At 42.5% G+C, this 14,775-nt stretch carries 12 protein-coding genes; 8 read left to right on the plus strand and 4 right to left on the minus strand.

The features are described from left to right. Positions 1-41: 41 nt before the first annotated feature. Positions 42-980, minus strand: a complete 939-nt coding sequence (locus tag VMW01_08540; protein ID HUW06297.1) for a glycosyltransferase family 2 protein — start codon at positions 978-980, stop codon at positions 42-44. Positions 981-1,098: 118 nt separating this feature from the next. Here VMW01_08540 and VMW01_08545 point away from each other — a divergent pair, with 118 nt between their 5' ends. The 3 genes from VMW01_08545 (at position 1,099) to VMW01_08555 (ending at position 5,489) form a co-directional block, all read left to right on the plus strand. Continuing rightward, positions 1,099-2,520, plus strand: coding sequence for a thioredoxin-like domain-containing protein (locus tag VMW01_08545; protein HUW06298.1), 1,422 nt, complete (start codon positions 1,099-1,101; stop codon positions 2,518-2,520). 259 nt (positions 2,521-2,779) lie between these two features. Then, positions 2,780-3,145, plus strand: coding sequence for a response regulator (locus VMW01_08550; GenBank protein HUW06299.1), 366 nt, complete (start codon positions 2,780-2,782; stop codon positions 3,143-3,145). Positions 3,146-3,215: 70 nt separating this feature from the next. Further along, positions 3,216-5,489 (plus strand): tetratricopeptide repeat protein, encoded by a 2,274-nt coding sequence (locus tag VMW01_08555; GenBank protein ID HUW06300.1) that lies wholly within the window; start codon positions 3,216-3,218, stop codon positions 5,487-5,489. Here the strand turns inward: VMW01_08555 and VMW01_08560 are convergent. Further along, positions 5,477-5,800, minus strand: coding sequence for a hypothetical protein (locus tag VMW01_08560; protein HUW06301.1), 324 nt, complete (start codon positions 5,798-5,800; stop codon positions 5,477-5,479). The two genes, VMW01_08555 and VMW01_08560, sit on opposite strands and share 13 nt — an antisense overlap. A gap of 115 nt (positions 5,801-5,915) precedes the next feature. Here VMW01_08560 and VMW01_08565 point away from each other — a divergent pair, with 115 nt between their 5' ends. Both VMW01_08565 and VMW01_08570 read left to right on the plus strand, forming a co-directional pair. Continuing rightward, positions 5,916-7,712, plus strand: a complete 1,797-nt coding sequence (locus VMW01_08565) for a M20/M25/M40 family metallo-hydrolase (GenBank protein HUW06302.1) — start codon at positions 5,916-5,918, stop codon at positions 7,710-7,712. 1 nt (position 7,713) lies between these two features. Continuing rightward, positions 7,714-8,607, plus strand: a complete 894-nt coding sequence (locus tag VMW01_08570; protein HUW06303.1) for a hypothetical protein — start codon at positions 7,714-7,716, stop codon at positions 8,605-8,607. A gap of 59 nt (positions 8,608-8,666) precedes the next feature. Here the strand turns inward: VMW01_08570 and VMW01_08575 are convergent, their stop codons facing one another. Beyond that, a complete protein-coding gene (locus VMW01_08575; protein HUW06304.1) occupies positions 8,667-10,691 on the minus strand; it encodes a TonB-dependent receptor in 2,025 nt (674 codons plus the stop codon). A 149-nt stretch (positions 10,692-10,840) separates the two neighbouring features. Here VMW01_08575 and VMW01_08580 point away from each other — a divergent pair, with 149 nt between their 5' ends. Genes VMW01_08580 through VMW01_08590 form a run of 3 tightly spaced genes read left to right on the plus strand, consistent with a single transcriptional unit; the run spans position 10,841 to position 13,042 of the window. Beyond that, entirely contained in the window at positions 10,841-11,407 is a 567-nt protein-coding gene (locus tag VMW01_08580) for an RNA polymerase sigma factor (GenBank protein ID HUW06305.1), read from the plus strand. Between the two features lie 11 nt (positions 11,408-11,418). Next, positions 11,419-11,964 (plus strand): hypothetical protein, encoded by a 546-nt coding sequence (locus VMW01_08585; protein ID HUW06306.1) that lies wholly within the window; start codon positions 11,419-11,421, stop codon positions 11,962-11,964. Further along, entirely contained in the window at positions 11,945-13,042 is a 1,098-nt protein-coding gene (locus tag VMW01_08590) for a hypothetical protein (protein HUW06307.1), read from the plus strand. The genes VMW01_08585 and VMW01_08590 overlap by 20 nt, the downstream gene beginning before the upstream one ends. A gap of 76 nt (positions 13,043-13,118) precedes the next feature. On the opposite strand, the gene VMW01_08595 is transcribed toward VMW01_08590, so the two are convergent. Next, positions 13,119-14,775, minus strand: a 1,657-nt coding sequence (locus VMW01_08595) for an LTA synthase family protein (protein HUW06308.1), incomplete at its 5' end; no start/stop codon positions are given.

The raw sequence follows: 14,775 nt of genomic DNA on the forward strand, positions 1-14,775 counted from the left end.
AAACAACTACAATAACAGAAACCCCGTCTGTTTGTTGAATTCTATAGCACAGAATATTTATATTGCCTGTCTATTGATTTACAGCCTTTGCCATAGAGGTGGCAAAAAAAACAGAGTTTACAGAAACTGAAAATGAAAATTGAGGGGCGAGATCCAAGTAAATTCCGACGCATTAATTGACCTGCAAGTGAGTAGATTAAATCAAAGATGAAGTTTACCCGAAAACGCTTAATCCGCTTAAATGTCTTTAGCAACGCCACGCGTTCGATATTCACGTCAGAAGGGTTCACACAATAAAGTGCAAGTAAGTTTTGAACTGCCTGCTCCGACTTGGAAAAAAAAACGTGGGCATCCTCTAGTCCATCGTGGTAAATGGGATTATCGATGTGGTATATTGGAATTTTAAGTCGTGCAAGCTCCAGCCCAAATAGTGTATCCTCATGACCATAGCCAGTGATCGCTTCGGAAAATCGAATTTTTAAGAACAGTGACCGACTAATGCAAAAGTTAGCAGTTTTAAAAGATGCATACGGGTGCTGCTGCCGGATGGATTTTGACTGAGACTCACGTGCCTGACCATACTTCCATCGAAAATATTTTTTCCTGTCGGAAGGTGGATCGTTACGGTATGCAATACCACCAACCGTTACATGTTTTTTAGAGGAATAATCGAGGTAGCGCTCAATAAATAAGTCATCCGGAAGAGAAACATCGCAATCCAGGAATAGCAAAAGATCGTAAGCAGCCTCGCTAGCCAAGAAATTTCGGATGGTTGATCGACCAACATTTTTCTCCAACTCGATATACTTCACATTCTTAAGTTGCAGAAGTGCAGAGTTTGCTTTGCGAATGGCTATTTCAGAACCGTCGTCCATCACCACAATCTCAAATGGAACTACCCTAGCCCGCAACTGTGAAAGGAGGGCTTCAACCAAATCTACAACAACTTGCTGGTATACAGGGATTAAAACGGATATCATTAAAATAGCGACGTTTAAGAGGTTAAATATTTAAATATTTTAACAATAAACCAAAAACTATTTACGAATGGTATTGTAAATTTGCCCAACGTAAATCTTAGCCATAAAAACGATGATGATGAAGAACCTACTAATTATTATTCTAGCATGTTTCATTTCGGCAGGTGCCTCCGGTGCTAAAAAAAATGGATTTCAAATAAAGGTTAAGGTTGAGGGGCTGAAGGACACCACCCTTTTGCTTGGATACTACTATGGTGATAAAAAATATGTTCTCGACACAACGAGAGTTAACGACAAGGGTTACGGCGTATTTGAAGCAGACAGCTTGCTTAAAGGTGGAATCTACATAGTTGTTCTGCCGGGCATGAACTATTTTGAGGTGCTGCTTACAGGAAATCAGCAATTCTCGGTGGAAACCAACAAGGACAATTTGCTCGATGCCATGAAATTTTCTGGCTCGAAGGAGAACGACGCATTTCTCAAATTCCAAAAGTTCAAGCGCGATATGCAGATTAAAACTGCTGCTATACAGAATAAAGCCAAGCTAACTCACAATCCTGACAGCCTAAAAGGATACCAGGATCAACTTAAAGAGATTGACAATGAAGGTAAAGCGGAATTCAATAGGATAATTGCAGAGAATCCCAATACATTTTTGGCCAATATTCTACGGGCAATAATGCCCATTGAGCAGCCAAACTTTGAGATAGCCGAAGGTACACCTAAAAGAGACAGCCTGCTTTGGGTTAAATCATACCAGTATGGGAAAAACCATTTCTGGGACAACATCGACTTTTCCGATGATAGACTCCTCCGGACGCCAATCATTGAGAGCAAAATGAATGTTTACTTCACCAAAATATTGCTACAAATTCCCGATTCAATTGATGCAGCGGCCGACAACCTTTTAAGCAAAATGAAGCCGGGCAGTGAGTTCTACCAATATACCCTCTCCTACCTCCTCAATCAGTTTCAGATTTCAAATATTATGGGAATGGATGCCGTTTTCGTGCACCTTGCAAAAGATTACTACCTAAATGGCAAGGCTCCGTGGGCAGACAAGAAACTACTCAGCAAAATTGAAGAGCTAGTTAATAAAACTGAGCCAAATCTAATTGGGAAAGTGGCCCCTGAATTGATTATGCAGAACTCCGATGGAACCATTTCGTCGCTTCACGAGCTGGATGCCGATTATACGATAATGATTTTTTGGGAGCCCGATTGTGGCCATTGCCAGAAAACCATTCCTATTCTTTGGAAACTCTATCAGAAGTATAAGTCCAAAAAAGTTGAGGTATTTGCCGTTTATACCCAGTATGATAAGAAGAAATGGCTTGATTACATAAATACAAATAAAATATTCTGGACGAATGTATGGGATTCGGAGTATAACTCAAACTTCAGAAATCTCTACAATATATACTCTACCCCAACCATATATCTGCTCGATAAGAACAAAAAGATAATTGCCAAACGAATTGGTGTAGAAAGTTTGGACGACCTTCTTGGAAAACTGATAGACGGTACAATTAAAGAGTAGCTTAATTTCATCAATAGACTTTCGGGGGATCATTTTAGATCCCCTTTTTTTACGTAGGTTGGAGTAACGCAACCAGCAATTCCGAATGTTAGGGTCCGCAATTTTGCTCTACCAACTTCTATCTTTCAAATATTCCAGCACAAAAATAATTGCATCCTTTACATCCGATTAAAAAAAGTTGACTATATTTAAAAACCTTGAAAATTCAGTCGATAACTAATCAATTATACCCTGAATATTACCAATAAACATTAAAAAAATGGAAAATAAAAAGATTCTGGTTGCGGAGGATGAGGAGGCCAACTTTCTATATTTGAAGGAGGTGCTTGATGAGTTTGACGTGGATATTATCTGGGCAAAAAATGGAAAGGAAACCGTTGAATTTACCCGAATTCACAAACCAGTTCTCTTGTTGCTGGATATCAAAATGCCCATCATGAATGGGTTGGAAGCACTTCAGATTTTAAGATCAGAGTTTCCAGATATGCCGGTGATTGCACAGACCGCCTATGCCATGGATGAGGAGAGAATCAAATGCCTTGAAGCCGGCTGTAATGATTACCTGGCAAAGCCTATTCTTCCAGATCAAATAATTCAAATGGTTTCGAAATACTTGAAAAAATAGTATTCCATTTTGTTCATCTAGCAAGGCTATTTTGGCAGCAAGAAAAGATTTAAAAAGAGGAACCAGCACAATGGCATACGGTACTCTAAAATGCTGCAAATATTCCATTGTAGCATTCATTATTTTTCAACTATTTGCAGTTTCAGGCTTTTCTCAAAAGAGTTTCAGATTGGCTTCTGAGACACATGCAATATACTACCTAGCAATCAAGGATTCAATTGCCACGCTCAATAAGGAAATTGAAAGACTAGACAGAAATGGCAATTCACACGACAAAATCTTATCCCAGCTCCGCTGCAGCCACCTTTATGCTAAAATTAACCAACCCGACCAAGCATTAATTTCGGCCAATAGCGCTTTGGTTACCGCACAAGAAACTAGCGATGATAACGGTAAAATGCTTGCCCTCACGCAAATGGGTGTTTGCTACTACCTTCTTAATTTTAAGGTAGAAGCGCTGGAATCATTTCTGGAAAGTTTTCAAATAAGTAAACTACTCAACAGTGCCAAAGAAACAGGTTTCCTAATAACCCAAATTGGTAAAGTTGAACTAGAACTTGGCAGCTTTGTTAAGGCCTTGGACTATGCCCAACAAGCACTCGACTTCTATATCCAGGAAAATAATCTAGAAGGTCAAGCTATAGCACTGCGGTTGTTGGGAAATATTCATACCAAACTTGGTAACCTTGATTTGGCCGAAAGCTACCTCAACAAATCTATTTTTATTCTGGAGCGAACGGGCAACACCGACCAGCTATCCAAAGCCTACGTTAAGCTAGGAGAGCTACGTATTGCTCAACATAAAAACAATCAAGCACTGTTCTACCTCTCCCAAGCTGCAAAAATTATTGAAAAAGATAGCTCATCAAACCAGAATTACGGTCAGGTATTACGTTACTATGCAGTTGCGCTTTCAGCCAATGGGATGCAAGACGAGGCAGTTGCAATGGCAAAAAAATCAATAGTCACGCTAAAAAGCTTCAACAACACCTCCGATGATGCCAAATCATGGCTTGTACTCGCTGATATATACTACGCCCAAAAAAAGAGAGATGAGGCACAAAAGACATATCAAAAAGCTCTTGATATTGCGACGCAAGGTGAACTTAAAGATGAAAAACGCTTAGCATTTAAGGGGCTGGCCAACGTTGCTGAGCAGCAAGGAAAACTAGCAGAAGCCTACCAATACCTAAAAGGCTACAACAGTCTCAACGATAGTATTCTTGGGTTAAGCCAAATGAGCAAAGTAATTCAGCTTGAGAATCAACTTATTACCCTAAAAAAGGATAAGGAGTTGGAGCAAAAGCACCTTGAAGTTCAACAGCAGGATTTGGAGTTAACTCATCAGGGCAACAGAATAACCATACTAATTGCATTACTTCTGCTTGCAGCTGGCATAATATATCATGCTTACCGCATTAATAAGGAAAAGAAAAAGGCAAATGGAATTCTGCAAAGGCAAAACGCAGAAATTGAAGCACAGGCCGATGCGCTTGCAATGCAAAACAATTTTGTTGAAAAGCGTAATCGAGACATGATGAGCAGTTTGGAGTATGGTGGTAGAATTCAGCGTGCCATTGTGCCAGCCATACCCGACCTCAAAGGGCTAATTAACTCATTCGTTCTCCATATCCCAAAGAATATTGTGAGCGGCGACTTTTACTGGTTTAAGCGCAGGGATAACTTGCTATTTTTTGCGGTTGCTGATTGTACCGGACACGGCGTACCTGGCGCATTTATGAGCATAGTGGGGAATTTTGGTCTCAATAAAATTGTGAATGAGGAGTTAACCACCAAGCCTTCGGAGATATTGACCTCCCTCAATAGCCTTTTTATCAAAACACTGGAGAGAAGAGACCGATATGATATTTTTGATGGGATGGACATTGGGCTTTGCCTGCTCAACTTAAATACATTAGAGATGGAATACTCTGGTGCAAACATCTCGCTTCAACTTATTCGCAAGGCAGATTTGGAAAATCCGTTACAATCTCAGCCCACCATACACTCCGACAAGCACAATCTTTTTATGCTGAAACCAAATAATCAGCCAGTGGGATCAAATATGGAGTTTAAGCCTTTCATTAACCACCAGATGCAGCTGCTACCCGGAGATTCTATCTACATGTATTCCGATGGCTACACTGACCAATTTGGAGGGCCAAAGCGCAGAAAATATCATACCCAAGAACTACGGAGAAAGCTGCTTACATTTCAACAGCGCACCATGCTCAACCAAAAAGAGATACTGCTTAAGGAGTTTTACCGTTGGAAGGGAGATAATGAGCAGATTGACGACATTACAGTACTGGGTATCCGAATTCCGAAAAATTACTCGCTCTGAACCACCAGCAGGTAATCGAGCATTATCAGAAATAGCATAAAAAATTCAACTGGGTATAGGTTAATTACGGTAAATCCCATGCTAATCCATAAAGCAATTAGGAGGTAGAATCTCTTCTTCTCGACTCCCTCGAATTTAACTTTTTTCTTTTTTAAAGTCCAGAAGTGACGGGTTTGCACGTATAGGTAAGGTATAAACGCGAGGAACAGCATTACGGTACCTACGCCATAGTTTACCAAATGAAAAAGCCCAGCAACCGCAATGAGTGCTGCTGTAAGATATAGGAGGCTGATGCTTTTTCGCTTATTCATCGATAAAAATTTGTCAAAAATACCAATTAAACAGATACATAAACAAGCGGCATCTACCATTTTTTAAGTGGGTCTATGAACATGATTTTTATATCTTTGCCAAAAGGTCTAAATAATGACACACATATACCAAACGTTACGTCTAATTGGGCTAACCCTAGCAGTTTCCCTTACAGCTTGCAAAACAACTGTAAATGTTGGGAATCCAGAGATTACGGTAGCTGAGCTGCAGCATCATGTTCAGTTTCTTGCATCCGATAGCCTAAAGGGCAGGCTGCCCGGAACAGTGGAAAGTCGGATTGCTGCTAAGTATATCAAGGATCACTTTAATGATGATGGTCTAAGGCTACTTGGAGAAAGAGGTTATCAGTTCTTTCCTATCATTAAGGAGCAAGAACTCGGCAGGAATGTGCTTTATATTGGTACAAATAATCATTATAAACTTGGACAAGATTTCACCCCCTTTCCATTTTCTGATTCTGATTCACTACAAGCACCGGTGGTATTTGCCGGCTATGGTATTGAGTTAACAACCAGCAAAATCCTATGGCACGACTATGAGTTAATCAATGCCAACCATAAGTGGGTGATGATATTGCGTGGTGTGCCGGGTAAGGATAGCCTTGGAAATCCCTTTGCCGACTATGCAGGCGACAGAATAAAGGCACTTACCGCAAAGGATCAGGGTGCAGCTGGAGTTATTTTAGTATCGGGTGCCAACTTTGATAAAGATGATGCGCTTGTTGATCCTTTAACCAGAGATTACTCGTTAGGTATTCCGGTTATCCAGGTTACAAGGGTTGTTGCAAACCAAATACTGTCCAAATCGCAGCATACTATTGAGCAAATTGAATATCTATCGAAAAATCAAAGCCACAGTCAAAGTTTCAATACAAACGTTAAACTAGCTGCGGTCACTGCTATTCATAGCAAAAAGGAGAAGACGCAGAATGTAATTGCTGAAATTATTGGCTCCGACTCAACGCTCAAGCATCAGTATGTGATTATTGGTGCGCATTACGACCACCTTGGCATGGGCGGACCTGGCTCCTCTAGCCGACGACCCGACACCATAGCGGTGCACAATGGAGCCGATGACAACGCCTCGGGCGTAGCAGCACTGATGGAAATTGCCGAAAGAATGGCCGCACATAGGGACAGCATTAAGCGCTCGATAATCTTCGTTGCATTGGGTGCCGAGGAGATGGGGTTGCTCGGTTCAAAAGAATTTGTGAATAATCCACCGGTAGATCTTTCGAAAGTCCAGGCCATGATCAACATCGACATGATAGGTCGAATGAATAATAAAAAAACGCTTCAGGTAAGTGGGATTGGCACCTCAAACATTGGTGGCCAATTGTTACAAGCTATCCCCGATCCCGATAGCTTAAACCTAGCCACCAGTCCGGATGGCTACGGTCCATCCGATCACGCCTCATTCTACGGAAAAAATATACCCGTTTACTTCTTCACCACTGGGCCGCACATGGACTACCATACCCCATTCGACGATGCAGATAAGATAAATTACCTTGGGCTAAAAAATTCCTCAGACTATATTTATAGCCTAGCAATGGTACTCGCCAATACCGATCAGAAGTTAGCATTTAAAGAGGCTGGACCAAAAACCGGTGGCTACAGCCGCGGAAAACGATTTAAGGTTACACTTGGAATTATGCCCGATATTTCAGGCCAATCCAACGATGGATTGCGTGCCGATTTTGTTTCTGCTGGGAAACCAGCATTCCGCGGTGGAATGCAGAATGGGGATGTTATTACCGCCATCGATGGAAAAGAGGTAAAGAACATTCAGGATTACATGGTTCGCTTAATGACCCTTAAGGAGGGCCGAACCATTTCGGTGGAAGTGAGACGAAACAACGAACAAAAAATACTAATAATTAAGCTGTAGCATGAAAAAGAAAGTTGTATTCTGGATTGAAGCCGCTATAAATACGCTCGCTGCTGCAATTTACCAAAAGAAAGTTTTATTCTGGATTGCGGCCATTGTAATTACGCTCTCTGCTGCAATCTACCAAAGAATGACTGGGCCAACCTACCCAAAAACGTTTAAGATCACTCTTAATTCGCATGAAATTAAAGGAAATCTTCCCAGAACTGCCACCTCTGGAAGTAATGCTCAGATTGAACTAAGCAACATACCAGAAGGATTTTCAGCCACTCTATATTACATGCGCTACCCATCAAATGAGGGATATACTCCTGAACCATTTGAAAGGAATGGCTCCAATCTACTGGCTTTTTTACCCTCAGAGTCACCTGCAGGTAAATTATCGTACTACCTACAAATTGGACATGGTTTTAATGTTGTAAATATTCTTATTGATCAACCAGTTATTATTCGCTACAAGGGTGATGTGCCCAGCTACATACTAATTCCTCACATCTTCTTCATGTTTTTTGCTATGCTCCTTTCGAGCCTCGCAGGCCTTTTTGCCTTTGGTAAAGTTGAATCATACAAGTTTTGGAGCTGGATTGCCGTTATTTTCCTTGTCTTGGGCGGGTTGATTTTTGGTCCGATTGTTCAGTATTACGCCTTTGGCGAAGCGTGGACTGGCGTCCCTTTTGGCTTCGATTTAACCGACAATAAAACACTTATTGCATTCCTTGCATGGGCTTTTGCTCTTCTTATGAATAGAAAAAAAGAACGCCCGGCATTTATCTATGGGGCAGCCGTGGTTCTGCTTGTTATTTTCTCTATTCCCCACAGCGCAATGGGTTCAGAACTAAATTATTCAAGTGGAAAAGTTGTTACAGGTCTTATAAATGTGATTCACTTTCTATAGCTAATAACTATCGCTAAAATAAAAATGGAGCAACTCACATTGCTCCATTTTTTTTGTCATCAAATGTCAAATCGAAAGCCAGCCTTAAACCATCTTCCCGGCTGCACAACGCTACCAATATCCACGTAGCTGCGGTTGAAAATATTTGATGCTTCACCAAACACGTTCCATCGTCCAAAGGTGGAAAAAATGCGCAGGTCACAAACGGTAAATGGCGTGTAGCTTATTTCATTATTGCTGGCATCGGTATAGCTGCCTGCCCTATCGCGATAGCTTGCAGTAAAGGTAAACCCAGTCCCTCGGTAAAGCATTGAGGTAAAAGTCGCAACGAGCTTTTGGCGAAGATAATCTAGAGAATAGGCAGAAATTAACCCTGCAGTGCTCTTCTCATTTTTGTAAAAGCTATACGAAACCATAACTTTAGTGCTATTAGGTTTTTGGCCAAAATAGTCTCCTAATAAATAGGTTACGGCCGTTTCAAAACCATTAGTATTCACCTTGGTAAGGTTTCTAGTGGTATACTTTATGTCGGTTGAATCCTTAATCCAGTCGATAATGTCACGCCCTTCCCTTCGAACTAGCGACAGCTGAAATGCCAACTTGGAGTATGTCGATTTCACACCAACTTCGTAGCTAAGGGCATGTTCAGGCTTGAGGTTTGGATTTCCTTGGTTTTGGGGACCTGAGTAGTAAAGGTCGGTAAAGGTTGGCAGCCGCATGCTCTGATTCAATGAGCCATAAAGTCGATAGTGATGGCCAAGTTCATAGCTGGCATCAATTCCAAGTGTTTTATCCCAGCCAAAGTCGGAATTCCAAAGCGCCATAATTCCACCGGAGACAATCAAATTTTTTAGATAGAAGGTTTGCTCAAGGTTGAAGTCCGCATTACGCCTCCCCTTCTGCCGAGTAAAGAAACCACCTGGATCGCAGTGATCACTTAACGTATCAGCCATTAAGTTTCCAAGCACATTGCTGTAGATATGCTCATAGCGCAGCTCTGCACCTAGCGAAGTTCGGCTAATGGAGGTTCGGAAACTCCCCATTATTTTACCTCCAACAACATCGGTGAGGTGGTAGTTGTGATTTGTATACCAAGCTGGGGGATTATCTCTAAACAGTTCAAACTTGTCATGGTGTCTTCGCCAGTAAGCTTGTGATTCTATATCAACCTTTCCTAAGGTTACCGAATGACTTATGGCAGCAATCAACGCCTTGGTACGCTCATACTGGTCGGGGTAAACGGGGGTATAGAAGCTGTTCGCACCAAAACCCTTGTCCGAAACCCCTGCTTCAATCATTGTATTTCCTAGCACCGACGATAGTTCTCCTTGATAAAAGAGGCTGCGGGTATTGAAATCGGTATTGCTAATGTACCCATCTGAGCGTGAATGGGCAATGGAGATAAAATTCTTGTAATGTTTTGTAGCCCATCGAGCCGAGGCAAACCCAGAGAAGTAGCCATATTGACCAGCAGTAGCCCCAACCGTGGCTCCAGTGCCACTCCGCTCTCCGGTAATAATATTGATGGCTCCGCTAAAGGCATTTGGGCCATATATTCGTGTTCCAGGCCCCTGAAGAATCTCTATCCTGTCAACGCTTTCAATATCAAGCGGAATATCCAAATTATGATGGCCAGTTTGAGGATCGGTAATGTTTACACCGTTGAGTAAAATCAACACCTGATCGAATGTGCCACCGCGCAGGCTCACGTCGGCTTGCACGCCAAGAGCACCCCGTGCCCTAACATCGGCACCCAGCACCTGCTCCAGCAGATCCTGGACTGAATGGATGGCCAGCTTGTCGATGTCATCCTTATTAATTGTAATTACTATCCGCGAAAGCTCCGAGTAGACGTTTTTCTTACCAACTGCGTTGACTACCACCTCCTCCATGTCCACATTTCTATTGACTGTCACTGTGTCCGTTTGTGCAAAAGTGCTCATCGGCAAAGCCAGAAGCGTGTATATGGCCGAGATTTGTCCAATCTTAACCACCTTTTTTAGGCTATCGAATACGGCCCAGCCCTTGTTCGACCACCTTGAGAAGACTACGGTTGATAGGCTAAATGCATTTTTTTCTTTCATTGCTTGAGATTTTAGTTAAAAACGTGGCAAAAGTAGCCTATTTTTATGAGCAGTAATTTGAATATGCTGTAAGGCATCACCGTTAACCAATGAGAATTTTTGTAGCTTAATGCAGCGATAACAACCTACTAACGTATTTAGGGAAACAGATGGAAAGCACAGGAGTCGATAGAAATTTGCATCAGCAGCTCATTAACAGGTGTCGTCAGGGAGACACCAGCGCACTTGAGGAAATTTACCGGCTCTACTCAAAGGCGATGTATAACACAAGCCTTCGAATCTTAGGCACTACGGCCGATGCCGAAGATGCAACGCAGGAAGCCTTTATAAAAGCTTTTCAAAAGATTGAAACGTTCGTTGAAAATTCGAGTTTTGGAGCTTGGTTAAAACGCATAGTAATCAACACCTCGCTCGACATGCTGCGAAAAAGGAATAGGGGACCGCTTCTTTCCGAAGAAGTGCTATCCTTTCAAGCAGCCGATGATCCTCGTGAAGAGGTGGAAAGAGAAGCCGAAATAGCGCTTAACTACGACAAGGTGATTAAGGCCATTAGTAGCCTCCCTGAGGGTTATAAGTTGGTAGTCAACCTTTACTTAGTTGAAGGCCTCGACCATAAAGAAGTTGGAGAAATATTGGGAATTTCAGAATCCACTTCACGGTCGCAGCTAGCGAGAGCAAAAAAGCGACTACTGGAAATTTTACAAAAGGGACATTAAACATTTGGGACATGGACAGCATTGATAATTTTTTTAACCAAAATCGTCACCTACTCGACGATGCCGACCCTCCGGAAGGCCATGAAAAGCGTTTTCATGAAAAGATGGGGCTTATGCTCGCACCAAGAAGAAGATACTTGAATATTTGGGTTAATGCTGCGGCATCAGTTGCTATCCTAATTTCACTTGGCCTTTGGATGGCATCAGTTGCTCAAAATCCGACAGTAAAGCAATTCTTGTCGCAAACAAACCCTGAGTTGCAGGAGATGAATACCTATTATCAAGGTGAGGTATTCTCGAAGATTCAGGTTTTTGAAGCAAATAAAAAGATGGATCCAGGTATCGGAAAAGAGGTGCACAGTGAGATAAAAGAGATAGAGCAGAGCAGACAGTCGCTGTTGGAGAACTATCTTTCCAACCCTGGTAATGAGAGAATTTTAAATGAGATTGTTAATAGCTATCGTCTACAAATTGAAGTGCTCAATCAGGCCATAAACCTGCTGCACCAAACCAAGGACGATAATAAAAATTTGAGCCATGAAAGCAAGGTTTCGTAAAAGTGCTGGTTTTGTTGTAATACTGCTATTTGCCAGCTTTTTAACCACCACGCTGGTTGGTAAACCGAGCGAAAAATTCACGAAGTCGGTGAGCAAAACCTTTCCGGCAACGGAAAACACCTACCTACGGGTTGACAATAAGTTTGGTTCGGTAACGGTTACCAACTGGGATAAGCCTGAAATTGCCATTGATGTGAGCATCGAAGTTCAAACTGGCTCCAAGCAAGATGCGGAGTCAACACTCAACAGCATTACCATAAGACTGAACCAGATTGAGGATACGGTGATTGCAACAACCATTTTTGATGAAAAGTCTGAAAAGATCAAGGGGTTTTTCAACTTGGGGCAAAACGTAAAGGAGTTTAGCGTAAACTACTCCATAAAATTGCCAAAGTATACCAACGTAATTGTTTCACAGCGATTTGGCGACGTGAACATTGATGAACTTTCCGGTTATGCATCGCTGAGCGTGAAATATGGAAACCTACGAATTGGTACACTTTCTCGCGGCAATACTCAACCGCTCAATAGCATCGAATTGGCCTATTCCGAGGGAAATGTGGAAAATATAAACTGGGGAACCTTTGAGCTAAAGTTCTCGAAGCTAAATATCACCAACTCCAGAGCCATGGTACTTATGAGTAAATATTCCACCATCAATATCGAAAAGGCATCGAGCATTGTAACCAAGAATAAATTCGATAATCTTAAGGTTGAAGAGGTGAAAAATTTGGTTGGGGATGGCGGTTACACTGACTATAGAATTTCCACACTAACTGGAAAACTATCGCTGGAAGGCAAATTTGGAGGACTTAGGGTTGACGAGGTTACCAACTCCTTTGAACTCATCGATGTTAACTTAGAACATGCAGGGGTTAGGTTAGGGATGCCTTCAACATCCTACAAAATAAATGCCGATGCAAACTTTGGCAACATCAACCTGCCCGATAATGCGAACGTAAATAGGATAAGTAAAAACACGAGCACCCATGTAGATGGTGTGGTGGGAAGTGATGCAAACGCCAAAGCAACGGTTAAGATTCAAACCAAGTTTGGCGATATTAACCTCGATGACTAATGTTCAACTGAAATAGAAAAACAAAGAGGGCATCAATGCGATGCCCTCTTTTATTATTCTGTAATCGAGCCTTTTCCTAAAGACCATCAAAATCCTTATGCATAACCTGGAAGGCTGCTTCCCCATAGGTCTTCACCGAATCGGGAGCATTAGCGCCAACCACAAATTTTTTAGATAGGTTATCATAGGATACCGCACTCCCATCCATGGCAAAGCCAAAGCCATCGTTGTAAGTGAAGTAGGCCCAACCCGGCTGTGCTGGACAAAGCAAATTCTTGCTGAATTTGAACTGGCTATGCGGAATACCCAACTGGCTCAGCAAAGTGGCAGCAATATCAATTTGTCCACCGGTTTTATCCACCACCCTGCTGGTTGTAAGCGCTCCACCAAGCCAAATCATCGGTATCCTAAACTTTTTAGGATCGTAAGCGGCAAGATCAGCCGGAAGCCGGTGTCCGTGGTCGGCAACAATAATAAATACCGTATTGCTCCACCAAGGCTTCTTTTTTGCCTCCTCAAAAAATTTACCCAACTCCATATCGGTATAGTAAACCGAGTTCTCAAACTTCGATGCCTCATCATCGCCTGCAATAACCGTCTTCATTGGCACCTCGTAGGGCTCATGGCTGCTTAATGTAAAGCCCGAGTAGAAGAACGACCCCCTAGCCGTGTCCATCATCTCCATCAGTTTGGGGAAAAAGTAGCCATCGGGAACACCCCACTTGGATTCCCGCAACGAATCGGGAAAGTCATCCTCCGTAACCAACCGCTGGTAACCCTCTGTAAGCAGGTAGGAGTGCATGCTGGCAAAGTTGATATCACCACCATAAAGGTAGCCAGTATGATAGCCAAGTCCATCGAATACCTTAGCCAATGAAGGTAAGCGCTGTATTTTGCTTGGAAACTTAATGACGGATGTTGTTGGTTGATCGGGGTATCCGCTCACGATGGAAACAAGTCCCTTCTCGCTACGCCAACCCGAGCTGTACATGTGAGAAAAAAGTATTCCCTCGCTTGCCAATCGGTTCAAGTTGGGTGTAATTCCAGAAAGGCCACCAAGCGGTTCTATGAGGTTGGCGGTAAAACTCTCCATGATAAGTATCACAACGTTAGGACGCTGGCTTCTAATCACGGTATCGGTTGTATTTGATGCAGTATATAGATGGCTAAAAATTTTATCGGCGTTAGCTTGAGGAAAAAAGTCGGGATAGGTTCGGATTTTTGCTGATTTAGAAAGAGTGTAGAAAACATTCCACACAACGTTTACCGCGCTCTTGTTGGCAAAGTCGTTGGTGCTAAAGTAAACCGTGCCCGGATTCATGGGAGCAATCCCTACCCCACCACGAATTGGAAGAATCATTGAGCCCGTCAGTAGTATGAACCAGAAGCTAGTCCAAATGCCACCTGAGGGTGCATGGTAGAGCGTTTTACTAACATAGCGAAAATAGCCCCAAACAAACACTCCCAAAAACAGAAGCATTGCTAATACCCATAGAATCTGCTGCCATCCAACCACCGAAGCCATGGCCTCCTTTGGCGTTTTGAGGTAGAGAAATATGGTGTTATCCATGCGAAAACCCCAGTTGCGGAACAGCTCAAGGTCGGGGATTACTATGATGGCAGTCAATGTCAATAGCATAACGGTTAGAACGGCCATAGCTACAGCAGCAACCTTGCCCTTAAAATAGGCAGTAGCTGCAATCACAAGGCACGATACCGCCAGAATGTAACCA

It is taken from the genome of Williamwhitmania sp. (assembly GCA_035529935.1).
Taxonomy (GTDB): Bacteria; Bacteroidota; Bacteroidia; order Bacteroidales; family Williamwhitmaniaceae; genus Williamwhitmania.